This is a genomic window from Sedimentitalea arenosa (genome assembly GCF_016428585.1).
In the GTDB taxonomy this organism is placed as follows: Bacteria; Pseudomonadota; Alphaproteobacteria; order Rhodobacterales; family Rhodobacteraceae; genus Sedimentitalea; species Sedimentitalea arenosa.
In genome coordinates, this window is record NZ_JAELVR010000001.1 from 204,665 (window position 1) to 228,800 (window position 24,136).

Sequence of the window (24,136 nt, forward strand, 5' to 3'; positions counted from 1 at the left end):
ATGAACCGGGCGCCTGTACTTGAAAGGATTTCGACGTGGCCGTTACCCTTGGAAGCGCGTTCTTTCTGATCCCCATGTCCGATGCCGAAAAGGATGCGCTAACCGCCAAGGTCGGCACCGACGGCGATGCGGTCACGGCGGCGATGGCGGATCCCGAGATCGCCTACATCACCGCCGGCACGCAGCTGATGGTCGCCCATTCCTACCGCGAGATGGTCAACCGGCATACGCCGTTCCGACGCTGGATCAAGATGAGCGGTTTCGAAGAGGCGATGGCGAACGCGACCCCTGCCTTCAAGGCTCGGATAGACGCGGGCGTCAAGGCGGCGCGCGATGACGTGCGCGGCGCCTTCACCGACCCGGCCTATACCGAGCCGCCGATGCCCGACCTCGACGCGAATGCCAGCGGCAGGCAGGCGGCAGCGCAGATGCTGGCGGCGCATGACGGTTTCGTGGTCGGTCGGGCGCACTCAGACGAAGGATCGGTCAACGCGACCGCCGATATCCTCGCCGATCCGAACAGCACCGTGAACCTGCTCTTCGTCGAGGAACTGCGCGTCGAAACCCAGGCGGAGCTGGATGCCTGGCTGGCCGCTCCGCCGGATGCCGCGATGGGTCCAGCGCTGAAGGAGCGGCTGGCGGAACTGAAGACCTACATGTACACCGACTGGGAGCCGCTTCTGTATCAGGCAAAACAGAAGGGCGTACGGGTCGTGGGCATCGACTCCAGCGAAGCGGAACCCGGGGTGCCGTCGTCCGATCCGCTCTATGGCGAACGGCGCGCCACTGTGATGAACAAGCTGGCCAAGGACGTGATCGAACGCGAAACCGCCGCGACTGCGAACCCGAAATTCGTGATCCTGACCGGCGAGATGCATCTGAATTGTGACGTCGGCGGGGTGCCGGGCCTCTCGCAACTCCTCGGCGTGCCGGGCGTGCGCGAAAACGGCGCAGGGAAGTTCCGCGTCTTTCCGGACGATCCCAGCAAGCGCGGCATGGTCACCGAATTGCAGCAGGCGTTCCTCGATGCGGCGATCACCAAGGCGAAGGCGGACTACGACGCGATTCCCGCGGATCAACGTCCCCGCAGCAATCTGGACATGCGCGACATGCGTCGGGTGCTGGAGCCGATTGCGCGACAGTTCACCGCCGACGGATCGCTCAACGTTGTCGATGACATACCGGGCCTCGTCGCGCGCGGTCCGGTACAGGCGGCGATTACCGCTCTGTGCGAAACGACCAAGGGGCGCCGCAAACGGATAGATGACCTGGTGGCTGCCGTCGATGCCGGCAATCTCGGCGAGGTCACGCGGCTGGTCGATGAAGATCCCTTCATAGTGAACTCGACCATGGCGGGCGACAGCTACGACGAAACCCTGCTGCACATAGCGGCCCAGAAGGGCAAGACGGACATTGCGGATTTCCTGCTGGATCGCGACGCCAACCCGAACCTGCTGTCCAAGAAGGGCGAGACGCCACTGCACCTGGCGATGGCGAATGACACGCTTGGCGGAGCGGATGCGGCGCGGCTGGCGACCAAGATGATGGCCAAGGGCGCGCGCTCGGACCTGCCGGGGCCCGACACGCGGACCGGCTACAAGATCGCCATGCAACGCGGCGATTCGGATGCGCTGGCTGTGCTGGTCGACGCCGGGCAGGGATCGGTCGAGGACCTGTTCGTCAAGGAGTTCGAGATCGCCGCCAGGGCGGCCTACGAGGTCGGGCGCGACCCGGCGCAGCATGAAAACCTGAACGCTGACGAGCTTGCCGCGTTGGCGCGGGCCCGCTATCAGGCCGAGATCGCAGGCACTGCGCCGCCGACCGACGCGGCCGCCGTAAAAGCGATGTTCACAGGCAACGCGACCATTACCGGCGAGATCGACGCGCTGCGCAACCGCACCCGCGCGCGCAAGGCCAACAAGACTGCGTTGGCTGCAGCAATCGGCGGCAATGACGCCGCCGAAAGCACCCGTGTGCTTGCGCTCGATCCGATGCTCGGGACGATCCCGGTCTCGGAGGGCTGCACGGCCGTCGGTCTGGCGGCCAAGGGCAGCCATAACAAGGCGCTGCGGGCGCTTGTCGCCGGCGGGGCGGACGTCAACGCCAAGAGCGAGCGGGGTCGCACCCCGCTGCACGAGCTGTTCAGCCGCGAGGTGCGCAAGACCGACCTGACCCGACAGGCCGAGGTCACGCATACCGCTGGCGTGCTGCTCAGACGCCATGCCGACCCCGACATTCCGAACGGCCGCGGTCAGACCGCGCTGCATCTCGCGGGCTTTCGCAACAACGTCTCGGCGGTGAATGCGCTGATCGATGCCGGGGCGGATGCGACGAAGCGCGATGACCGAGGCTGGAGCGCCTACGAGATGACGCTGGGGGCGACCAACAAGGAGGCCGAGGCGGCCTTTCAGGCCAAGGGTGCGGCCACGACCGCCTCGCCGATCGCCGGTCCGGGGCCCTATTCGACGGTCGATATCCTGTGCCGGGCGACGCTCTGCGCCGATCCGGGCAAGGACCCACTGGCCATGCGAAAGATGTACGAGGACATGTATGCCGTCGATACGATGCGCCCGATGCTCGACCTCGCCGCGGCGGCGGCCTGCAACGACCGCAATCCGCCCAAGGGAGGGCTGCGGGTCTTCGCCCAGAACAGCAACACGGTGGGCCAACTCTACGGCGCGGGTGTCGGTCCGTCAGGCGCCTATGATGAAAAGGTCAACTCGCTTCTGGTCGGCACCCAGTCCGGACCCGGATCGACCGGCGCGCACAAGACCAACGGCGGCGCCATCGGCACGGTCGCGCACGAGATGACGCACCTCGCCGTCCATCTCGTCACAGACGATGAGGCGACGATCCCGTTCACCGACAATGCCGAGCGCGACGCCTATCTCGAGGCGATCGAGAAGGACATGGCGACCTTGCATCGGCTCAGCGACAGTGACCCGGCGCAAGCCTACGTGCGGGAGCGTTTCAGCGGCCGGATGCAGACCTATGCGCAGAAGAAGACCGATCCTGCCACCGGAGTACCCGAACCCGATTTCACCAATGCGCGCGAGCGTCTGCTACAGGAACATATCGTCAGCATTCCACAGCTCATGGTGACATATGGCGAGGACTTCGTGCGCAAGCACCTGCCCAACATGTGCGACTTCGTGGATGATTTCGGCGCCAAGGCGCGTGACACCCTGGCCAACGATCCGCGTTTCGCGGCGGGCGCGGCCAAGATCGACGCTGCGGCCAACCAGGCGCTGGTCCATCGTCTTCAAGCCGAGCAGCGCGGCCCGAGACCCAACGCGGTGGTTCTGATCAACCAGGATGCGCCCGAATTCAAGATCGACAACATCATGCAGCGGCTGGAGGGCGAGTTCATCGCCCGGCACGGCCGGCGCAAGGCGTCGACCCTGGCCGATGGCCCTGGAGTCGCGTCATCGGCGGCCGATTTCGAGGTCGACCCGAACGACCAGGCGGCGCTCGACCGGCGGATGCGCAAGCTGCGCGCGGCGCTCGAAAGGACACTGGCCGCGTCCGAACTTCCGCCCCGGCTGTTGCCCGATGCGCTCGGCGCGATGCTGGAGAAAATGGGCGAAGCCCTGGACCTGACGATGAGCGACAAGGACGCGGTCGAGGCGGCGAGCCGGATTTCGGACACCTGGGTGAAGAGCAGCATGATCGACTATGTCGAGTTCCGCATCGCGGACCGGCGCGACATCACGCCCGCGGAAATGGCCCGCGCCGCCGTCTACAAATCCGAACTGATTGCCCATGCCGGCGGCGCGACCGGCGAGGATTGGCAGGATCACGTGATCGATGTGAACAAGTCACGCGAGAAACGCGCCATCGACGCGCTGACGACGGAACTGGCCAAGCCCGCGAACGCGGCCCTGCTGCGCCATGACGGGGGCCGTGCGACGCAGCTCTTGCGCACCCTTCCGCGCAATGTCACGCGGGGGCCCGCCGATACCGCGATCCGGGTCAAGACCACCGCGCGCCGCTTCGGCACGCGCGATCCCGATCATGTCAGCATCAATGTGAAACAGGCCAAGCGCGACTGGGTCGACGCGCTGGCCAGTGTGAATGCATGGGTCTGAGCTGACGTCTCAGGCCACCGCGCGCGCCAGCGCGCATTGCTTCCACAGCACGGTCAGCGCCTCGATCAGGTGCTCCAGATCGGCGTCGCTGTGCAAGGGCGATGGCGTGAAGCGCAGACGCTCGGTGCCCTTGGGCACGGTGGGGTAGTTGATCGGCTGCACGTAGATGCCGTAATCCTGCATCAGGATGTCCGCCAGCATGCGGCACTTGACCGGGTCCTTGATCATCACCGGGATGATGTGGCTGGGGTTGTCCAGGTGCGGGATGCCGCGTGCGTTCAGCATGGCGCGCAGCTTGGCCACCCGGTCGCGCTGCTGCAGGCGTTCAAGGTTCGACTGTTTCAGATGCTTGATGCTGGCGCAGGCCGCCGCGGCCACGGCCGGGGGCAGGGCGGTGGTGAAGATGAAGCCCGAGGCGAACGACCGGATGAAATCGCACAGCGCGGCTGACCCCGCGATATAGCCGCCCATGCAGCCATAGGCCTTGCCCAGCGTGCCCTCGATCAGGGTGATGCGATCCATCAGCCCCTCGCGTTCGGCAATGCCGCCGCCGCGCGGGCCATAGAGGCCGACCGCATGCACCTCGTCCAGATAGGTCATCGCGCCATGCTTGTCCGCGACCTCGACGATCTCGGCCATCGGGCAGATATCGCCATCCATCGAATAGACCGATTCAAAGGCAACGATCTTGGGCGCGTTGGCGGGCAGGGCGGCCAGCTTGCGGTCCAGGTCCTCGGGGTCGTTGTGCTTCCAGATGACCTTCTGCGCGCGGGAATGGCGGATGCCCTCGATCATGCTGGCATGGTTCAGCGAATCCGACAGGATCACCGCATCCGGCAGCCGGCTGCCAAGGGTCGACAGCGCCGCCCAGTTCGACACGTAGCCCGAAGTGAACAGCAGAGCGTCCTCCTTGCGGTGCAGGTCGGCGAGTTCGGCCTCCAGCAGCTTGTGATGATGGTTCGTGCCCGAGATGTTCCGGGTGCCGCCCGCGCCGGTGCCGCACTGGTCGATCGCGTCTTTCATGGCCTGGCGCACGACCGGGTTCTGGCCCATGCCCAGATAGTCGTTCGAGCACCACACCGTCACCTCGTCGGGCGCTTCGGCATCGTGGCTCTTGGCGCGGGGGAAATCGCCGCAGCGACGCTCCAGCTCGGCGAAGACGCGATAGTTGCCCTCGTCCTTCAGCGTCTCGAGCTGGGTATTGAACATTGCGTCATAGTCCATGGGTCATCTCCCGTCCTGTCTTGCCAGTCTGAATGGGTTTGGGGGCCGGAAGCATCCAGCGCCAGAGTTTCGCGTCAGGCAGCGGCACCACCATCAGCCAGTGTTCGATGAGCGCCAGCGCCGTGATCGCGCTCAGCAGGGCAAAGCCGACCGTGTCCGCAGCACTCTGGGCCTCCGCCATGCGCTCCAGCCAGCAGGCGGTGGCAAAGCTCAGACCGGTGATCGACACCGGGAACAGCCAGTTGAGCCGCGCGATGCGGAAATGGCTGGGCAGATGCGCGAGATGTTCGGGGATGAATTCGACATTGATCCGGGGCACGCCGAAATAGAGGTTCAGCTTGGCCGAGATGCGGGCCGCGAACAGCACCACGAAGGTCAGGTGCCCGACCGGGTTCAGCGCGTCCCAGCCGGTCAGCAGCAGCGCCACCGTCATGAAGAGCAGCAGCATTTCGTGATAGGCGATGGTGCCCCAGGCGCGGATGAAACGCTCCCATTCCGGCAACTTCTCGGGGCAGGGGTGCAGGTTGGGCCCCGTCACCAGCCCGGTGAGAAAGGCCAGCTCGATCCAGCCCCAGATCGCCAGGGCGGACAGGAAGGCGAGATAGGCCGCCGCGACGCTGCCTTCGCCGAGCGTCGCCAGATAGCCCCAGAGCCCTAGTCCCAGCAGAGGTAAAGCGGCCAGCGCCGTGCGCTGACCGCTCCGACCCGCCCGGCGCACAACGATCAGGATCGCCCCGGTGGAGAACCACCAGAGAAACAGCGCGACAAGCGCGGCGATCCAGGGGCTGGCCATCAGTATGCGGGCTCCAGTCGGGTCGATGCGGGAACCCGGTGCTTCTGCACCGGGATCGTGTAGAGAGAAACGAAAGCCAACGCCGCCTTGGCGGACCCCGTGGTTTTCGCCAGCCAGCCGCCGACACCGCCGCGCGCCTTGCCCTCGGCGATCTGCACGTTGGCGCGCTGCAACGCTTCGCAGCCGCGCTGCCAGCGGGGGTTGTCGATATCCAGCGTGATGGGGAAGATCTGCTTGGTCAGTTCCGAGGTCTTGGTGAACACCTCGCGCGCATACCAGTCGGTATCCACACCCAGCGCCTCGTGGAAGGCCGGGCGCTGGTGGTCGCGCACATACATCGTTGCATAGACCGCCGTCAGGAAGAACTTGATCCAGTAGACGTTGATGCCGCTGGTCAGCTTGGGGTCGGTCTTCATCAGGAGAGCGAAGGCCTCGCCGTGGCTGAACTCGTCATTGCACCACTCCTCGAACCACTTGAAGATCGGGTGGAAGCGATGTTCGGGATGTGCCTCGAGGTGCCGGAAGATGGTGATATAGCGGGCATAGCCGATCTTTTCCGACAGGTAGGTGGCGTAGTAGATGAACTTGGGCCGGAAGTAGGTGTATTTCTTCTTCTGGGTCAGGAAGCCAAGGTTCACCGCGACGCCCGCCTCGCGCAGCGCGTCGTTGATGAACCCCGCGTGACGTGCCTCGTCGCGTGCCATCAGCTGGAAAAGCTGGGTGATGTCCTTGTTGTTGCCGCGCCGCTTCATCTCCTTGTAGAGCACGCAGCCCGAGAATTCGGCGGTGCAGGAGGAGATCAGGAAGTCGATGAATTCCTTTCTCAGCGTCGGATCCATCCCGTCCCAATCGACGTGGTCCCAGTCCTCGTTCTTCTTGAAATGGCCCTTGTTCGGGTCGCTCTCCATCTGCGCGATCAGCTTGTCCCAGTCATCGCGCACCGGGGTGACGTCGATCGCGTCCAGCTCGTCGAAATCGGTGGTGTAGAAACGCGGGGTCAGCAGGGTGTTCTGCATCGCGACCTCGGTGGCGGCCTTGCTGTCGAACTTGGCCTGCTCCTCCTGGATCGCGAGACCTTCCTCGACCGTGGTGGCGTCGGCGCTGTGCTTGGGCATCATGTTCATAGCGTGACCTCCTCGGAGAACGAGAACTCGCAAAGCTCCATCACTTCGAGGTCGCCCGTCAGGCGGGTCCAGAGCCGTTCCAGCGCGCTGGCGCGATAGATCACCGCCTCGCGGTCCTCGGTGACGATCTCGCCGAAGGGGGCCATGATCTCCGGTCCCTTCACCAACACCTCGTCACCCGGATAGACCGTGGTGCCGTTGTTGAAGCGCACATGCGCGTGCAGGCTTTCGAACTTGTGGCTGATTTCGACGGTGCAGGGTGCCCGTTCGATGTCTCGTGTCAGAAGTCCCATGTCTGTGCTTCCCTTTCAGTTGGCCAGCAGCCTGGCGAAGGCCCTGGCGTTGTCCGCGCCGAACCCCATGAGGTCGGCGCTCCAGCCCGTGCTGGGGTCGTAGATGGAGAGGCGCCCGGTATCGCGGCGCAGGACCTGCACCGGGCCTTGAAGGTCCACGCGCGCCTTGATGCGCTCGCGCTCGATGACACGCGCGATCCCGGCGACGAACCCGCCCTCTTCGGGGCTCAGATCGGCCAGAACGCTGCCGTCGGTGTTCAACACCATGACCGCGCCGCTCAGGTCGCGGGTGGTCAGGATCATCTCGCGCTGGGCCACCACGGCGCCCTCGGGCGGGGTGGCCGACAGCGGCACGTCGGTCAGCCGCGCATAGGTCACGATGGCCAGCACCGCCAGTACCAGGGCGAACATCGCGCGCACCAGGACAAGGGGGATCTTGCCTTCGGGTGCGGGGCGGCTCGGGGCGCTGGCATGGCTGGTCATCGGTCTGTCCTATTCTGCGGCAATGGCGTTGGGTGTGGGGCGGCGCTCGATCCGGGGCTGCGTCACGCGCGCCTCGGCGGCATCGGCCAGAAGGGCCGCGACGCGCTCGGCATCGGGGATGCAGCGCAGCGCCGGCTGGGTCTTGAAATGCCAGGGCCGCACATGCGGCCAGCAGGTCAGGTAGCCGAACCGCACCGGGCCTTCCAGCTCCAGCGCGATGGTGCCGGTGCCGTTCTTCCCGAGCGCGAGATCGGCATTCAGGATGCGGGTGTAGGGCAGGTTCAGCGTCACGGTCAGCGCGGCGCCGATCCGCATCGCCACCCGCCGATTGGTGATCGTATAGACGGTGCAGCGCGCCTGAAGCAGCGCGAACAGCAGCAGCAGACCGCAGCAGACCCCGCCCAGCACCAGGAACGGCACGCTCGCCGCGACGGCCAGGTCCAGCGGCAGCGTGCCGCTGACGCTGATGAACCGCCACAGGAAGAGCGCCCCGAAGTAACCCGCGACCCATTTCAGGTTCAGCGCATCGACCGCCAGCGCCCAGGTCGAAGGGCGCCCCTGCCAGAGGATGCGCTCGCCCTCGGGCGGCAATTCTGGCAGGCCCTTCACGGGCTCGACGGCGAAATCATCATGGCTCATCGGGTCTCTCCCCCTGCTGTGCGGCGGTTCTCAGAGTTGCGGATCCTGGCGCGCCTGGCTGGCATAGAGCAGACCGCCGCCGTAGTAGGCGCTGATCTTGTCCTCCTCCAGAAGGGTCACCTGGTTGCCCGAGGCGTGTTTCGGCACCGCGCCGAAATGCTCGCCATGGATCGAGCGGACGACCACGCGGTCGGATTTGATCCGCGCCATCGGCAGCGGCACGAGGCGGGTGCCGGTGCCCACGCCGTCGGCCAGCTCGATCTCGAGATAGCGGACCATCTGCTCGGGTTCATCCAGCCACATGTCCACGACCGTTCCGGCGGTGGCGCCGTCACCGGCGACGACCGTCAGGCCGCGCGGGTCACGACCGGCCGCCACGTGGAAATGGTCGGCCGCCTTCATCGGGACGATCTTGGGATGGCCGTGCCCGTCCAGTTCGGGAACGTCGCGCCGCGCCACCCACGAGGCCGGGCCGACACCGTCGGTCATCGGGTTGCCGGTCGGGTCCATCGGAAAGCCCTCGGACACCGCCGAGCGGGCCAGCGCCAGATCCGGCCGCTCGGCCTTCTGCTCGCTGGGATAGGAAATCGTGCCCCGTCCATGCGGCAGGATGAAGGTCTTGTCGTCCGGCACCGGGAACAGGCCCTGGTTCGCCGACGGATCGCCGTTCTCGTCCTGCAGCGGATAGCCCTCGCGCATGTTCTCGCGCTGCAGGTAGAAGATCAGCAGCGCGAAGAAGACCCAGAACAGCCAGATCGACAGGCTCGCCAGGTCGAATTCGCCAAAGAATGTCTCTGTCATGATAGGTTCCTTTCCATGGGTCGGGGCGTCACGTCGGGAAATCGGCGAGACCGACCCTGACCGGCGATCCCGGTGAATGCGTGGGCCTGGCCGCGGTCCGCACAAGCGGACCCAGCGCGGCCAGGGTGATGAAGATCAGCGCGATCTCGGTGTGATAGACGAAGGAATAGCCGGTGGCGGGTGTGTTCAGCGCCTCGCCCAGGTTGCCGGCCAGCGCCTGGGTGTTGATGACGTCCCGCAGGGTGCCGCCGATCATGATCGACAGCCCCGCCGCCGTGGCCTGCGCCGCGCCCCAGGCTCCGAGCGCGAGTCCACGCCCGGCGGTGCCGGTGACCGGCAGGGTCATGGCGGCGGTCAGGGTGGCGACCGCGAACAGCCCGCCGCCCAGCCCGATCAGGCCGGCCCCGGCGAAGAACAGCGGCGGCGATTGCATCGGGTCCGCGAAGATCACGCAGGAAAACGCGGCCAGCCCCAGCACCAGCCCGAACCCGCCGATGCGGTAGGGGTTGGCCTGCCGTGCCAGCCAATGCCCCGCAAGGCCGAAACCGATCAGCGCGCCGGTTGCCCACATCGCGGTCAGCAGCGTCGTGGCGCTGACCGACAGGCCGAGGATCTCGCCGCCATAGGGTTCCAGCAGCACGTCCTGCATGTTGAAGGCCATGGTGCCGAGGAACACCACCAGCAGCAGCCGGCGCACCTGGCCGCGGCTTGCGAACTCGGCCCAGGCATCGGAGAATCTCGGGCGGGGGGCGGCGCGTTCGGCCTTGCTCATCGGGCGCACGCTTTCCTGTTTCCAGAGCGCGACCAGGTTCAGCAGGATGCCCACCACCGCCGCGCCCTGCACCACGCGCACGAGGCGCAGCGGCGAGAAATCCCGCAGCAGCCAGCCGATGATGACCGCCGATAGGCCCATGCCCAGCAGGAACATGACGTAGAGCAGCGCGACCACGCGCGGCCGCGTCTCGTCCGTCGCCCGGTCGCTGGCCAGCGCCAGACCGGCGGTCTGCGTCATGTGCAGGCCGAGCCCGGTCATCAGGAAGGCCAGCGCCGCCAGCACCTCGCCCGCGAAGGGCACGTGGTGCACCGGGTCGCCGCCCAGCACCAGCAGGGCGAAGGGCATGACCGCAAGGCCGCCCATCTGCCAGAGCGAGCCGAACCACAGGTAGGGGATGCGCTTCCAGCCGATGGCGCTGCGATGGGTGTCGCTGCGAAAGCCCAGCAGCGCGCGGAACGGCGCGATCAGCACCGGCAGTGCGATCATCACCGCGACCACCGTCGCCAGCACGCCCAGTTCGACGATCATCACCCGGTTCAGCGTTCCCAGCAGCATGACCGAGGCCATGCCGACCGAGACCTGGAACAACGACAGCCGCAGCAACTGGCCCAGCGGCAGACCGTCGCTTGCGGCATCCGCGAAGGGCAGCACGCGCAGGGTCAGCTGGGTCAGGGGATGCGGCTTCTTGTTCATGCGCGGTACTCCAGCGCGTGCGAGATGTAGAAACCCGATGCGGTGCGGCCCAGATCCGCAAGCCGTCCGCTGTCGGCGACGCCGCGCGCCAGCGTGGCCGGTGCATGTGGCACCATGACCGGAGAGCGGTCGCTGCGCGGGAACAGCTTGCCCGCGTACCACATGCCCATCAGCAGGGGCGTGCGCGGCGCGACGGTGAAGACCAGCGCCTGATCGCAACGTGCACCCAGCCCGGTGATCGCCGCGCGGATATCGGCGGCGCCGTAGTAGATCAGGCTGTCCATCGCCAAGGCATAGTCGAAGCGGCCGAGATCGGCGTCCAGCATGTCTCCGCAGGCAAACCGTACCCGTGCCGCCAGCGTCGGGTCGAGCCGGGTACGGGCGATCTCGATCAGCGAGGGCGAAACATCCACCGCCACCACGTCGGCTCCGCGCGCGGCGAGCTCCGCCGTCATCTGCCCCGCGCCACAGCCGGCATCCAGCACCCGCGCACCGCGCAGGTCATCCGGCAACCGCGCCAGCATCCGCGCCCGCATCCGGTCGCGCCCGCGCCGAACAGTTTCGCGGATGCGGCTGACCTTGGCGGTGCTGGTCAGGCGTTCCCAGGTCTGGGTCGCGGTCTGGTCGAAATAGGTTTCGACACGGGATCTGGTGGCTTCGTATGTCATCAGTCAAACCCGAGCAGTTCGAAGATATCGCGGTCGGGCATCGGCGCCGGAGCCAGCGGCTCGGTGCCGTTCCACAGCGTTTCGGCGAGGCGGATGTATTCCTTCTGCACCGCGACGATGTCCTCGTCGGCATCCATCTCGAACAGCGTTTTCTTCTTCAGCCGTGACCTGCGGATCGCGTCCAGATCGGGCATATGGGCGATGCGGTTGAACCCGACCGTCTTGCAATAGCGGTCCACCTCGTCGGTGTCCTTGGAGCGGTTGGCGACACAGCCCGCCAGACGCACCTTGTAGTTGGCGGATTTCGCCTGAACGGCGGCGATGATCCGGTTCATCGCATAGATGCTGTCGAAATCGTTGGCGGTGACGATCACCGCGCGGTCCGCGTGCTGCAGGGGGGCTGCGAAGCCGCCGCAGACGACGTCGCCCAGCACGTCGAAGATCACCACGTCCGTGTCGTCGAGCAGGTGATGCTGCTTGAGCAGTTTCACCGTCTGCCCGACCACGTAGCCGCCGCAGCCCGTACCCGCGGGCGGCCCGCCCGCTTCGACGCATTTCACGCCGTTGAAACCCTCGAAGACGAAATCCTCGGGCCGCAATTCCTCGGGGTGGAAATCGACCTCCTTGAGGATATCGATCACCGTCGGCACCAGCGTGCCGGTCAGCGTGAACGTGCTGTCATGCTTGGGGTCGCAGCCGATCTGCAAGACGCGCTTGCCCATCATCGAAAACGCGGCCGACAGGTTGGACGAGGTGGTCGACTTGCCGATCCCGCCCTTGCCATAGACCGAGAACACCTTGGCGCCCTCGATCTTGAGTGCGCTGTCCTGATGCACCTGCACCGAACCTTCTCCGTCCTGTCCGCGCAGGGTGGGAATGCCTTTGTCGAGCGGGCTCATGAGGGCGTCCTTTCAAGGGTTGGGGTCAGTCGGGTCATTCGGCGGCAATTCCTTCCATTCGATCCTCGAGCGCATCGGAGGCGGATTGCAGGGCGGCCAGCGTCTCGGCGTCGGGCTGCCAATAGGCGCGGTCGTTGGCTTCGAGCAGGCGATTGGCCATGCGGGAGCTGGCGACCGGGTTCAGCTCCGAGATCCGCTTGCGCATCTCCTCGTCCAGAACGAAGGTTTCCGAGATCCGCTGATAGACCCAGGGGTCGACCTGCCCGGTGGTCGCCGACCAGCCCAGCGTGTTGGTCACATGCGCCTCGATCTGGCGCACGCCTTCCGAGCCGTGGCTCAGCAGCGCTTCGTAGAATTTCGGGTTGAGCGAGCGCGACCGGGTTTCCAGCGCCACCTGCTCGGACAGCGTGCGCACCTTGCCGGCGCCGCGGGTCTGGTCGCTGATGTAGATCGCCGCCTCGGTGCCGCGGGCGCGTTTCACGGCGCGCGATATCCCGCCCAGCGTGTCGAAGTAATGATCGACCGTGGTCACGCCCAGTTCGACCGATTCAAGGTTTTGATAGGCGACCTCGACGGTGCCCAGCACGCTCTGCAGCAGGGCGGGGTTCTGTTCGGCCTTGCCATCGACGCCATATGCGAAACTCTTGCGCGCCTGGTAGGCGTCTGCCAGCTCGTCCTCGTCGTCGAAGGCCGAGCTGTCGACCAGCTGATTCACGTTCGAGCCATAGGCGCCCTCGGCGTTGGAGAACACGCGCAAGGCGGCGGTTTCGAGGCTGGTGCCGGTTGTCTCGGCATGGGCCAGCGCATGGGCGCGGATGAAGTTCATCTCCAGCGGCTCGTCCGCCTGCGCGGCTTTCAGCGCCGCCTCGGCGAGCAGCTTGGTCTGCAGCGGCAGCAGGTCGCGGAAGATGCCCGACAGGGTCATGATGACGTCGATCCGGGGCCGACCGAGCGTGTCCAGCGGGATCAGGTCCGCCCCGGCCAGCCGCCCGAAACTGTCAAACCGCGGCTTGGCCCCGATCAGCGCCAGTGCCTGCCCGATCGGCCCGCCGTCGGACTTGATGTTGTCGCTGCCCCAGAGCACAAGCGCGATCGACCGGGGCAGGCCGGCATGGGTGTCCAGCAGCAGTTGCGCCTGCTTCGCGCCCTCGCGGCAGGCGAATTCGGTCGGCATGCGGAACGGGTCGAAGGCGTGAATGTTGCGCCCGGTGGGCAGGATGTCCGGGTTCCGGATCAGGTCACCGCCCGGCACCGGCGAGGTGAACCGCGCATCCAGGGCGCGCAGCAGGGCGGGAATCTCGTGATCCTGCTCCAGCGCAGCGGCGATCCGCGCGCGGGTCTCCGGCGGCGCCTCGGTGACGAGGGCGAGGTAGTCGGCCCGCGCCTGGTCCGTCAGCGGGCGGCCCAGAACGTGCAACCCCTCGGGGATCAGCGCATCCTCGGTCTCCAGCAGCTTCAGCCACAGGGCCGCGGCGTCGCTGCCGTCCAGATCCACCGCCTCGGCCTGTTCGCGGATCAGCAGCTCCAGCTCGCCCCGTCCCTCGGCGCCGGGCGCCATCTCGCGCCAGCGCGTCAGGCTGTCCTTCAGATCGACAAGCCCCTTGTAGAGGCCCGCCGCCGCCAGCGGCGGGGTCAGGTGGGTGACGGTGATGGCCCCGCTGCGCCGCTTGGCCAGCGTCGCCTCGGACGGGTTATTGCCGGCATAGAGATAGACGTTCGGGAGATTGCCGATCAGCCGGTCCGGCCAGTCGCGCGCGCCCATCCCGGCCTGCTTGCCGGGCATGAACTCCAGCGCGCCATGCATGCCGAAATGCAGGATCGCGTCGGCCTCGTAGGTCGATTTCAGCCACAGGTAGAAGGCCGCGAAGGCATGGGTCGGGGCAAAGCCGCGCTCGAACAGCAGGCGCATCGGGTCGCCTTCGTAACCGAAGGCGGGCTGCACGCCGACGAAGATATTGCCGAAGCGTTGCCCCAGAACGAAGACGCCGCGCCCGTCCGATTGCACCCGACCCGGCGCCGGACCCCAGACCGCCTCGATCTCGTCCAGATGCGGCGTGCCGCGCACGATCGCATCGGCGCTGAAATGGTCGACGACATTCGCCTCCTGGCCGAACTGGCGGGAATTGCCGCCCAGCACCGCGGCCCGCAGGGCATCGACATCCTCGGGCAGATCGACCGAATAGCCATGCGCCTTCATCGCGGCGAGCGTGTTGAACAGCGATTCAAAGACGCTGAGATAGGCCGCTGTGCCGGTCGCGCCCGCATTGGGCGGAAAGCCGAACAGCACGATGGCCACCTTCTTCTCGGCGAGGGCGCGTTGCCGCAACCGCACCAGCCGCGCGGTCTTGTCCACCAGTGCGTCGATCCGCTCGGGGCAGGGCGCCATTTCCTTGGCGCCGGGGGCGCGGCTGCAGTTCCGGTCGCAACCGGAGCAGCCCTCGGCCCCGTGCCGGCCGCCATAGACGGTGGGTGCGATGGCGCCGTCCAGCTCGGGCAGGGCGATCAGCATCGTGGTCTCGATCGGGCCCAGCCCCTGCGCGCTGTCGGCCCATTGGCCCAGAGTCTGGAACTCCAGTGGATGCGCCGCCAGATAGGGCAGGTCGAGATCCTGCAGCACCGAGATCGCCGCCGCGTTGTCGTTATAGGCCGGCCCGCCCACCAGGCTGAACCCGGTCAGCGACACCAGCGCATCGATCGTCACGCCACCCTCGCCGCGAAAATACGCGGCGATCGCGGGCCGCGCATCCAACCCGCCGGCAAAGGCCGCGACGACCTTCAGACCGCGCGCCTGCATCGCCCGGATCACCGTGTCGTAATGCGCCGTGTCCGAAGACAGCACATAGGAGCGCATCAGCAGCAGCCCGACCGTGCCGACGCTGTCTTTCGGGTTGGGCAGCGCGTCCACGTCGGTGGTCATGCGCGCGGGCAGGTCCGGGTGGTAGAGCCCGACCTCGGGATACTCCAGCGGGGCCGGCGCCTCGACACCGCGCCATTCCGCGCGGCTGGCGTATTTGCTGACAAGGAAGCGGACCATCGCCTCGATATTGTCGTCCGAGCCGCCCAGCCAGTATTGCATCACCAGGAACCAGGCGCGCAGGTCCTGCGCCTTGCCGGGGATGAAGCGCAGGATGCGCGGCAGGCGGCGCAGCATCCGCATCTTCTTCTCGCCGCTTTCGGTCGAGGGCTTGTCCGAGCCGCGCAGCCGCTTCATCAGCCGCGACATCGACGAGGGCGGGGCCGACATGTCGAGACTGCCCAGCTTGGTCAGCCTGACGATGGCGGCATCGGCGATCACGCCGATCATCCCGTCCACCTCGTCGCGTCGCGCGGCAAGGTCGGGCAGGATCGCCCGGACGTGTTCTTCGAGAAACAGAAGGTTGGCGACGATCATGTCCGCCGCCCGGATCGCCTCCCGGGACGCGGTCAGGGCGGCTGGGTTCTCGCCCCACTCGGCCGCCGCGTGCACGGACACACGCAGGCCCGGGAAATCCGCGGCCAAACGCGCACTGGCGCGTTCGACCGGTCCGGCAGCGTGGGAATCCAGCGTGAGGATCACGATGCGATAGGCCGCCGGCGCGGCGGGCAGGGTGACATCATCGCGCATAGTGAGCCTTCGCTTCATAAAGCGTCTCGACGCTGATCTCGCGTTGGCCGCGCTCGGCGGCGAACGCCTCGGTGTTTCGCCGTGCCTTGCCGCGCACGAAGAACGGCACCTTGCGCAGTTCGCGTTCCGCCGCGTCCAGCCAGATCACCTCGCCGCCGGGCTCTCCCGGCCTCTGCGGGGCAGCCGTTTCGTTCGCCGCGGCCTGCTCGGGCCGCGCCATCGCCGCGCCGCCGTGATGGCTCGCGCCCGCGTCGTCGTGAAACTCGAAATCGTCGCGGAACATGTGCAGCAGGTGCTCTTCCAGCCCCATGACCAGCGGATGCACCCAGGTGTCGAAAATGACGTTGGCGCCTTCCAGGCCCATCTGCGGCGAATAGCGGGCCGGGAAATCCTGCACGTGGACGGGCGCCGAGATCACCGCGCAGGGAATGCCCAGCCGTTTCGCGATATGGCGCTCCATCTGGGTGCCGAGGATCATCTCGGGGGCCAGTTCGGCGATCGCTTCCTCGACCTCGAGATAATCATCGGTGATCAGCGCGGTCAGGCCGAATTCCTTGGCGACCCCGCGCACCAGACGCGCCTGTTCGCGGTTGTAGCAGCCCAGCCCCACCACCTCGAAGCCCATCTCGTCGCGTGCGATGCGCGCGGCGGCGGCGACGTGGGTGCCGTCGCCGAACAGGTAGACCCGCTTGCCGGTCAGGTAGGTGCTGTCGACGCTGGCCGAATACCAGGGCAGGCGCAGGCGGGTGTCGTCGATGCGGGCCGCGACCCCGGCCAGCGCGGCGACCTCGGCGACGAAGTCGCGGGTCGCGCCGACGCCGATGGGCACGGTCTTGGTGAAGGGCAGGCCCAGTTCGCGCTCCATCCAGCGGCAGGCGGTCTCGCCGGTCTCGGGATACATCAGCACGTTGAAATGCGCCGCGCCCAACCGGGCGATGTCGCCCGGCGTCGCATCCAGCGGGGCGACCACGTTCACGTCCACGCCCATGTCCGACAGCAGGCCGGTGATCTCGGTCACGTCATCGCGGTGCCGGAACCCCAGCGCAGTCGGCCCGATCAGGTTGCAGGTCACGCGCGCCGTGCGCTCGACCTTGAACGCCAGCGCCCGCACGATCTGAAAGAACGTCTCGTCGGCGCCGAAATTCTCCTTGCGCTGGTAGCTCGGCAATTCCAGCGGAATGACCGGCACCGGCAGGTCCATCGTCTCGGCCATGCCGCCGGGATCGTCCTGGATCAGCTCCGCGGTGCAGGACGCCCCGACGATGATCGCTTCGGGCTTGAACCGGTCATAGGCATCGCGGCAGGCGGTCTTGAACAGGTTCGCCGTGTCGCTGCCCAGGTCGCGCGCCTGGAAGGTCGTGTAGCTGACCGGCGGGCGATGGTTGCGCCGCTCGATCATGGTGAACAGCAGGTCGGCATAGGTATCGCCCTGCGGCGCGTGCAGCACGTAATGCAGCCCCTTCATCGCGGTGGCGACGCGCATCGCGCCGACATGGGGCGGGCCTTCATATGTCCAGACGGTCAGCTTCATTCGGCGGCCACCTTCAGCAGGCCGCGCCGCCGCAGCGGACGCGAGAACAGCCCGGCCAGATCGCCCGCCTGTTCGTAGAAATGCACCGGGGTGAACACCAGTTCGATGGCCCACTTCGTCGCCAGCCCCTCGGCCTCCAGCGGATTGGCCAGCCCCAGCCCGCAGACCGTCAGATCGGCGCGGGCCGCGCGGGCGCGGTCCAGTTGCAGGTCGACATCCTGACCCTCGGAAATCTGCGGCCCGGCGGGGATCAGGTCCAGGTCGGGACCGACCAGCTGGCGATGAATATAGGGTGCGCCGATCTCGATGGCGGTCATGCCGCATTCGCCGGTCAGGAACCGCGCCAGCGGGATCTCGAGCTGGCTGTCGGGGAAGAAGAACACCGACTTGCCAGCCAGCGTTTCCGCCGCCTGGGCGATGGCCCGGCGGGCGCGGGCGCGGGGGGCGTCGGTGGCCGCGGCAAAAACCGCGTCGCTGACGCCGAATTCATCCGCGATGGCGCGCAGCCACGCGGTCGTACCGACCTCGCCAAAGGGGAAAGGCGCCGCGATATGGCGCGCGCCGCGCCGTTCCAGCGCCGCGCAGGTCCCGCCCAGGAAGGGCTGGGTCAGGGCGAACACGGTGTTCGGTCCCACGGCCACCGGATCGTCGGCCCGCAGGGACGGCAACACGGTCACATCCGTCACCCCCATGCGCGCCAGCAGGTCCAGCGCCTGATCCTGCACCACGTCGGGCAGCGCCCCCACCAACATCAGTTGACGCGCCTCGGTGGCGGGCAGGGCGGGCACCATCGCGGCCAGGCAGGTGTCCTCGCCCTCGGTGAAGGTGGTTTCAATCCCAGAGCCAGTAAAGTTCGTCACTTGCACGCGGGGCGCGAATTTTGCGCTCAATCTCTCGGCCGCTTTCGCAAGGTCAAGCTTGATCACTTCCGACGGGCAGGAGCCCACGAGGAAGAGCCTGCGTATGTCACCCCGTCTGGACAGTAACCGTTCGACTTGACGGTCGATCTCCTCCTGCGCGTCGGCCATGCCCGCCAGGTCGGTTTCCTCCAGGATGGCGGTTCCAAAGCGCGGTTCGGCAAAGATCATCACCCCGGCGGCGCTCTGCAGCAGGTGCGCGCAGGTGCGCGAGCCGATCACCAGGAAGAAGGCGTCCTGCATCTTGCGGTGCAGCCAGATGATCGAGGTCAGCCCGCAGAACACCTCGCGTTGTCCGCGCTGGCGCAGCACCGGCGCATCGAGACAGCTGGGCAGGGTTTTGGGCGCATCGCTCATGCGGCGGCCTCCCCCTGGAGCCGCGCCATGCGCAGCTTCCACAGGAATTGTCCCGCGTTCACGACATAGGCGAGGTAGGCCGTCAGGGCCAGGATCATGAGCCCGTCGGGCGACATCGAACCGGCCCACAGGGCATATAAATAAGCGGTATGAAGCGTGATCACGGCAAAGGAGAACACGTCTTCCCAGAAAAAGGCGGGGGCAAAGAGATACTGCCCGAACACCACCTTCTCCCAGATCGCGCCGGTCACCATGATGAGATAGAGAAACCCGGTCTTGACCACGATCGACAGCGTCGCGGCCCCATAGCCCTCGCCGCTCCACAGATAGCGCAGCACCAGCGCCAGCGAGACCAGGAAGACGAGGAACTGAAGCGGAGCCAGGATGCCCTGCACAAGCGTCCAGCGCGTCTCGTCGCGCCGTTTCCGCTGTTCTGGAGTGTACAGAGCGGATCGCGCCGGCTGACCGTCCACATGGTAGGACATGGTTGATTCCTTGGCTGACCTTACAGGAAAGTTAATGGCCGCGCTCTTGGAGTGTCAACTAAAACTTACACATGTTGCGCTGACAGGTGGTGCGCCAAATCCTGAGTGATTCCGTAGGGGGCCGGGGCTAAATGCCGAAGAAACCGAAGAAAAATGAACGGTACGGCTTGAAAAGATGGAACAATCTGCTTTTGTGTCTATTGGCTTTGACATTTTTCGGATCCTGAATGACACTTGAGTGGCTCTTTATGCACATCGCGAGCCTTCTGCAGTGCGCCGCACCGCCGTTGGCCGGAAAGGCGCTGCCATGGCCCGTTCACCCAAGGACCCGTTTTTGTCAGGTGTCGACGACAAGCGCGTCGACGCGCTTGCGCGGAGGGTTATCTCCGCACTCCGAAACAGACCGCCGCGTGAATTGCGCGACCGGATCCGTGATGCGACCGACTGGCTCGTCGAGACCGTTCTCTCCAAGGACATCTTCATCGCCGAAGATGCGCGTGCCGAGTTGATGTCGCGCAATCTCCTTCCCGCGGATATCATGGATCATTGCATCGCCGATGCCGCGCGCGAACTCGGCGAGCGCTGGACGAAGGACGTCGCCACGTTCTCGCAGGTATCGCTGGGCTCGGCCCGGCTGCACGGTCTGTGCAAGCATTTCGCCGTCGATTGGGAGCCCAGCCGAAACCTGCGGCCCAACGGCTCGGTGCTGATCGCGGTCTGCGACCGCGAGGATCACCTGATCGGTCCGGTCATTCTGGCCGATCAATTGCGGCGCGCGGGCTACTCGGTGCACCTGATGGTGCGCGCGACGCCGGAAAAGCTGCTCAGCAAGCTGACATCCGAGCCGTTCTCCACCGTGCTGATCTCCTGCAGCGGGCTCGGATCGCTCACGGATGCGGCCAGCGCCGTCAAACTGGTGCGCCGCAAGCTCTCCAAGGTGCCGCGCCTGGTTCTTGGCGGACCGGTGCTTGACCATGCCGAGGATTTGTTGGAAACGACCGGAGTCGATCTGGTGACCAACAGCATTGCCGCCGCGGTGGCCGTGCCGGACGACTTCCCGCAAAGCGCGGCAGTGGCGGACAAATGAACTCGAAAGACAGGCATACTCTGGCGGCCCGATCGATCCCGGTGATCGAACCCGAATACCTGCCCAGTGTCCTGTCCACGGCGTCGGACCTGGCGCTCGTCATCACCGAGGACGGTCGCACGACCTCGGTCATGGCCAACGAGAAGACCGGCGGGTACGGCAATCTCGACCATTGGCACGGGCGCCCGCTGTTTCAGTTCCTGACCCAGGAATGCCAGGGCAAGCTGCAGTCGATCCTCGACCGGTTCGCCGCCGGCGAACCCGGGCCGATCACCGCCGAACTGAACCACCGCGACAACGCCACATGGCAATTCCCGATCCGCTACGTGATCCACCGCGTCGGGCGCGAGGGCGCGCTGCTGATGCTGGGCCGCGACCTGCAGCAGGTCGCCGAAACCCAGCAGCAACTGGTTCAGGCACAGGTCGCGCTCGAACGCGGCTACGAGGAACGGCGCGAATTCGACGCCCGTTACCGGATGCTGATGGCCGCGACCCGCGACGCCTTCGTGCTGGTGTCGGTGTCGGACGGGCGCATCCGCGATCTGAATGCCGCCGCCGCCAACGTGCTCGGCTCGGGCATGGACGAGCTCGAAGGCGCCGCCTTCGCGCAGGAGTTCAAGGACCGCCGCCGCACCGAGTTCGTCGAGAGCCTGCTCAACGTCGCCATGTCCGAGACCAATTCCGATCTCCCGGTCGTGACCCGCTCCACCCGCCGCGCGATCAGCGTCTCACCGATGCTGTTCCGGGCCGCCGGGGAGCGTTACCTGTTCTGCCGGCTCGATCCGGACGATGCCGAACACCCGATGGACGACCGGCTCAGCATGACGCTGAACGCCATGTTCCGCGACGGCAAGGACGCCATCGTCTTCACCGATCCCAAGGGCGTGATCGAGGCCGCGAACGAGGCCTTCGTCGACATGATCGACTTCGGCAACATCTCCGACGTCAAGGGCCGCAGCATCTCCGACTACCTCGCGCGCGGGCAGATCGACACCACCGTGCTGCTGGAAAACGCCATGCGCTCGGGCCACATGCGGGTCTATTCCACCCGCCTCAAGAACGAGCTGGGCGGCTGGACCGCGGTCGAGATCTCGGTCTCCTATCTCAACATCAAGTCGCGCCCCTCGGTCGCCTTCCTGGTGCGGGACGCCAGCCGTGTCGAGGCGATGCGCACCACGCTCAACCCGCAATCCGAAGAGGCGGTGCATCACAACGTCGCCGAACTGGTCGGCTCGGCCAAGCTCAAGGACATCGTCGCCGAAACCAACGACGTGATCGAGAAGATGTGCATCGAGACCGCCATCGAACTGACCCAGAACAACCGCGCCGCGGCGGCGGAAATGCTCGGCCTCTCCCGGCAGAGCCTCTACGTCAAGCTGCGCAAATACGGCCTGCAGGACCGCGACGGCGACAGCTGATCGCCGCCAGTCCGCAAGTGTAAACTTCTTGCAACGACTCGATGTGTCAGTCAAACTGGACACATGGCCGTATCAGAAAAATTACACCCCAGACCTCTCCCCGATCCGGCGGCCGCGCTGCAGCTGATCAAGCCGATCACCTGGTTTCCACCGATGTGGGCCTATCTCTGCGGCGTCGTCGCCTCCGGGGTCTCGCCGCAGGGGCAATGGGGGCTGGTCGCGCTCGGCATCCTGCTGGCCGGTCCCATCGTCTGCGGGATGAGCCAGGCCGCGAACGACTGGTGCGACCGGCATGTCGACGCGATCAACGAACCCGACAGGCCGATTCCCTCCGGGCGCATCCCCGGACGCTGGGGCCTGTGGATCGCGCTGGCGATGTCGGTGCTGTCCCTTGCGGTCGGCCTTCTGCTCGGCCCCTGGGGTTTCGCCGCGACCGTGGTCGGGGTGATTGCCGCCTGGGCCTATTCCGCCGAGCCGGTCCGCCTGAAACGCTCGGGCGTCTGGGGGCCGGGTCTCGTCGGACTGTGCTACGAGGGGCTGCCCTGGTTCACCGGTGCCGCCGTGCTGTCTGCGGGGGCGCCCGCCGCGCCGGTCGTCGTCATGGCGCTGCTCTACGCGCTCGGGGCCCACGGCATCATGACGCTCAATGATTTCAAGGCCCTGGAGGGTGACCGTCAGACCGGCGTCAACTCGCTCCCGGTGACTCTCGGCCCCGAGCGCGCCGCCCGGCTGGCCTGCTGGGTCATGGCCGCTCCCCAGGTCGTGGTGATCGCGCTGCTCCTGGTCTGGGACCGGCCGCTACATGCGTTCGCCATCGCCGCCGTCCTGCTCGGGCAACTGGCCGCGATGCGCATCCTGCTGCGCGACCCCAAGGCCCGTGCGCCCTGGTACAATGCGGTGGGCGTCACGCTCTACGTCTCGGGCATGATGATCACCGCCTTCGGCATCCGCACGTTGGAGTTGCTCTGATGACCCTGTCCTGGCTGTCCATCGTCCGCCTCGGCCTCGTGCAGATGTGCCTCGGCGCGATCGTGGTCCTGACCACCTCGACCCTGAACCGGCTGATGGTCGTCGAACTGGCGCTGCCGGCGGTGCTGCCGGGGCTGCTGGTGGCGCTGCATTACGGCATCCAGATCACCCGCCCGCAATGGGGCTATCGCTCCGACACCGGCGGGCGGCGCACGCGCTGGATCATCCTCGGCATGATCGCGCTGGCGCTCGGTGGTCTCGGCGCGGCGTTCGGTGTCGTGCTCTTCGCGCACAGCTTCGCCGCCGGGCTGGCGCTGTCGGTGCTGGCCTATGCGCTGATCGGGCTGGGGGTCGGCGCGTCCGGCACTTCGCTGCTGGCACTGCTCGCCACCGCCACCGATCCCAAGCGCCGCGCGGCGGCGGCCACCATCACCTGGCTGATGATGATCGCGGGCATCGCGGTCACCGCCGGCACCGTTGGCGCCTTTCTCGACCCCTACAGCCCGGCGCTGCTGATGCGGATCGTGGCCATCGTCACCCTCGGCGCGGTCGGCCTCACCTGCCTCGCGGTCTGGGGCGTCGAACGCGGCCTCGTGCGCCGCTCCGAGCCGCGCCCGGTGCCCTTCCTGCCGGCCCTGCGGCAGGTCTGGAGCGATCCCGGCGCGCGCAACTTCACCATCTTCGTCTTCCTCTCGATGACCGCCTATTTCATGCAGGAGCTGATCCTCGAGCCCTATGCCGGTCTGGTCTTCGGCTTCACGCCGGGCCAGTCGACCTCGCTTTCGGGCGCGCAGAACGGCGGTGTCTTTCTCGGGATGCTGACCGTCGGCATCGCCGCCACCGGCCTCGGTCTCGGCTCGCTGCGGGCCTGGGTGATGGCGGGCTGTGTCGGCTCGGCCGTCAGCCTCGGGCTGATCTCGGCGCTCGGCCCGGTCGGGCCGGGCGCGCCGCTGGTGCCCGCCGTCGTGATGCTCGGCGTCTTCAACGGCATGTTCGCGGTCGCCGCGATCGGCGCGATGATGGCGCTGGCCGGGCAGGGGCAGGGCAGCCGCGAAGGCATGCGCATGGGGCTCTGGGGCGCGGCGCAGGCCATCGCCGCGGGCTTCGGCGGACTGCTCGGCGCAGCCGCCGTCGATCTTCTGCGCCGTGGCATGACCGGCGACATCGCCGCCTTCGGCACCGTGTTCCTGCTCGAAGCCGCCCTCTTTCTCTGCGCCGCGATGATGGCGGCGCGCACCATGAAACCCAAGGCCGTCAGCGCCCCCACTCTGGTTCCGGGAGAATAGCC

At 66.7% G+C, this 24,136-nt stretch carries 19 protein-coding genes; 5 read left to right on the plus strand and 14 right to left on the minus strand.

Going from position 1 to position 24,136, the window contains the following annotated elements:
• The first annotated feature begins 35 nt into the window (after positions 1-35).
• Positions 36-4,088 (plus strand): ankyrin repeat domain-containing protein, encoded by a 4,053-nt coding sequence (locus JF290_RS00950; RefSeq protein WP_199022837.1) that lies wholly within the window; start codon positions 36-38, stop codon positions 4,086-4,088.
• 9 nt (positions 4,089-4,097) lie between these two features.
• Here JF290_RS00950 and hemA read toward each other — a convergent pair whose 3' ends face one another.
• Genes hemA through bchF form a run of 14 tightly spaced genes read right to left on the minus strand, consistent with a single transcriptional unit; the run spans position 4,098 to position 19,374 of the window.
• On the minus strand, positions 4,098-5,312 hold the full coding sequence (hemA, locus tag JF290_RS00955) for a 5-aminolevulinate synthase (RefSeq protein ID WP_199022838.1): 1,215 nt from the start codon (positions 5,310-5,312) through the stop codon (positions 4,098-4,100).
• Complete coding sequence (gene puhE / locus JF290_RS00960; RefSeq protein ID WP_199022839.1) at positions 5,302-6,105, minus strand: putative photosynthetic complex assembly protein PuhE; 804 nt, start codon at positions 6,103-6,105, stop codon at positions 5,302-5,304. The genes hemA and puhE overlap by 11 nt, the downstream gene beginning before the upstream one ends.
• Entirely contained in the window at positions 6,105-7,229 is a 1,125-nt protein-coding gene (gene acsF, locus JF290_RS00965; protein ID WP_199022840.1) for a magnesium-protoporphyrin IX monomethyl ester (oxidative) cyclase, read from the minus strand. Before acsF ends, puhE begins: the two co-directional genes overlap by 1 nt.
• Complete coding sequence (locus JF290_RS00970; RefSeq protein ID WP_199022841.1) at positions 7,226-7,522, minus strand: hypothetical protein; 297 nt, start codon at positions 7,520-7,522, stop codon at positions 7,226-7,228. The genes acsF and JF290_RS00970 overlap by 4 nt, the downstream gene beginning before the upstream one ends.
• A gap of 15 nt (positions 7,523-7,537) precedes the next feature.
• The gene (puhC, locus tag JF290_RS00975; protein ID WP_199022842.1) at positions 7,538-8,005 is read right to left on the minus strand and encodes a photosynthetic complex assembly protein PuhC; all 468 of its coding nucleotides are present in this window, start codon (positions 8,003-8,005) and stop codon (positions 7,538-7,540) included.
• Positions 8,006-8,014: 9 nt separating this feature from the next.
• Positions 8,015-8,644, minus strand: a complete 630-nt coding sequence (gene puhB / locus JF290_RS00980) for a photosynthetic complex putative assembly protein PuhB (protein WP_199022843.1) — start codon at positions 8,642-8,644, stop codon at positions 8,015-8,017.
• A gap of 30 nt (positions 8,645-8,674) precedes the next feature.
• The gene (gene puhA, locus JF290_RS00985; protein WP_199022844.1) at positions 8,675-9,445 is read right to left on the minus strand and encodes a photosynthetic reaction center subunit H; all 771 of its coding nucleotides are present in this window, start codon (positions 9,443-9,445) and stop codon (positions 8,675-8,677) included.
• Between the two features lie 28 nt (positions 9,446-9,473).
• On the minus strand, positions 9,474-10,913 hold the full coding sequence (locus JF290_RS00990) for a PucC family protein (protein WP_199022845.1): 1,440 nt from the start codon (positions 10,911-10,913) through the stop codon (positions 9,474-9,476).
• Positions 10,910-11,581: a magnesium protoporphyrin IX methyltransferase gene (gene bchM / locus JF290_RS00995; protein WP_199022846.1), complete on the minus strand. Its 672-nt coding sequence runs from the start codon at positions 11,579-11,581 to the stop codon at positions 10,910-10,912. The genes JF290_RS00990 and bchM overlap by 4 nt, the downstream gene beginning before the upstream one ends.
• A complete protein-coding gene (bchL, locus tag JF290_RS01000) occupies positions 11,581-12,480 on the minus strand; it encodes a ferredoxin:protochlorophyllide reductase (ATP-dependent) iron-sulfur ATP-binding protein (protein WP_199022847.1) in 900 nt (299 codons plus the stop codon). Before bchL ends, bchM begins: the two co-directional genes overlap by 1 nt.
• Positions 12,481-12,514: 34 nt before the next feature.
• Positions 12,515-16,084 (minus strand): magnesium chelatase subunit H, encoded by a 3,570-nt coding sequence (locus JF290_RS01005; protein WP_199022848.1) that lies wholly within the window; start codon positions 16,082-16,084, stop codon positions 12,515-12,517.
• Positions 16,074-17,615 carry a ferredoxin:protochlorophyllide reductase (ATP-dependent) subunit B gene (bchB, locus tag JF290_RS01010; RefSeq protein ID WP_199022849.1) on the minus strand — a complete coding sequence of 514 codons (1,542 nt, stop codon included), beginning with the start codon at positions 17,613-17,615 and terminating at the stop codon, positions 16,074-16,076. Before bchB ends, JF290_RS01005 begins: the two co-directional genes overlap by 11 nt.
• Complete coding sequence (locus JF290_RS01015) at positions 17,612-18,889, minus strand: ferredoxin:protochlorophyllide reductase (ATP-dependent) subunit N (RefSeq protein ID WP_199022850.1); 1,278 nt, start codon at positions 18,887-18,889, stop codon at positions 17,612-17,614. The genes bchB and JF290_RS01015 overlap by 4 nt, the downstream gene beginning before the upstream one ends.
• Positions 18,886-19,374 carry a 2-vinyl bacteriochlorophyllide hydratase gene (gene bchF / locus JF290_RS01020; RefSeq protein WP_199022851.1) on the minus strand — a complete coding sequence of 163 codons (489 nt, stop codon included), beginning with the start codon at positions 19,372-19,374 and terminating at the stop codon, positions 18,886-18,888. The genes JF290_RS01015 and bchF overlap by 4 nt, the downstream gene beginning before the upstream one ends.
• Positions 19,375-19,681: 307 nt before the next feature.
• Here bchF and JF290_RS01025 point away from each other — a divergent pair, with 307 nt between their 5' ends.
• The 4 genes from JF290_RS01025 (at position 19,682) to JF290_RS01040 (ending at position 24,134) form a co-directional block, all read left to right on the plus strand.
• Positions 19,682-20,461: a cobalamin B12-binding domain-containing protein gene (locus JF290_RS01025; RefSeq protein WP_199022852.1), complete on the plus strand. Its 780-nt coding sequence runs from the start codon at positions 19,682-19,684 to the stop codon at positions 20,459-20,461.
• Positions 20,458-21,879: a transcriptional regulator PpsR gene (ppsR, locus tag JF290_RS01030; RefSeq protein WP_199022853.1), complete on the plus strand. Its 1,422-nt coding sequence runs from the start codon at positions 20,458-20,460 to the stop codon at positions 21,877-21,879. The genes JF290_RS01025 and ppsR overlap by 4 nt, the downstream gene beginning before the upstream one ends.
• A 63-nt stretch (positions 21,880-21,942) precedes the next feature.
• Positions 21,943-22,848, plus strand: a complete 906-nt coding sequence (chlG, locus tag JF290_RS01035; protein ID WP_199022854.1) for a chlorophyll synthase ChlG — start codon at positions 21,943-21,945, stop codon at positions 22,846-22,848.
• The gene (locus JF290_RS01040) at positions 22,848-24,134 is read left to right on the plus strand and encodes a BCD family MFS transporter (RefSeq protein WP_199022855.1); all 1,287 of its coding nucleotides are present in this window, start codon (positions 22,848-22,850) and stop codon (positions 24,132-24,134) included. Before chlG ends, JF290_RS01040 begins: the two co-directional genes overlap by 1 nt.
• Positions 24,135-24,136 lie beyond the last annotated feature (2 nt).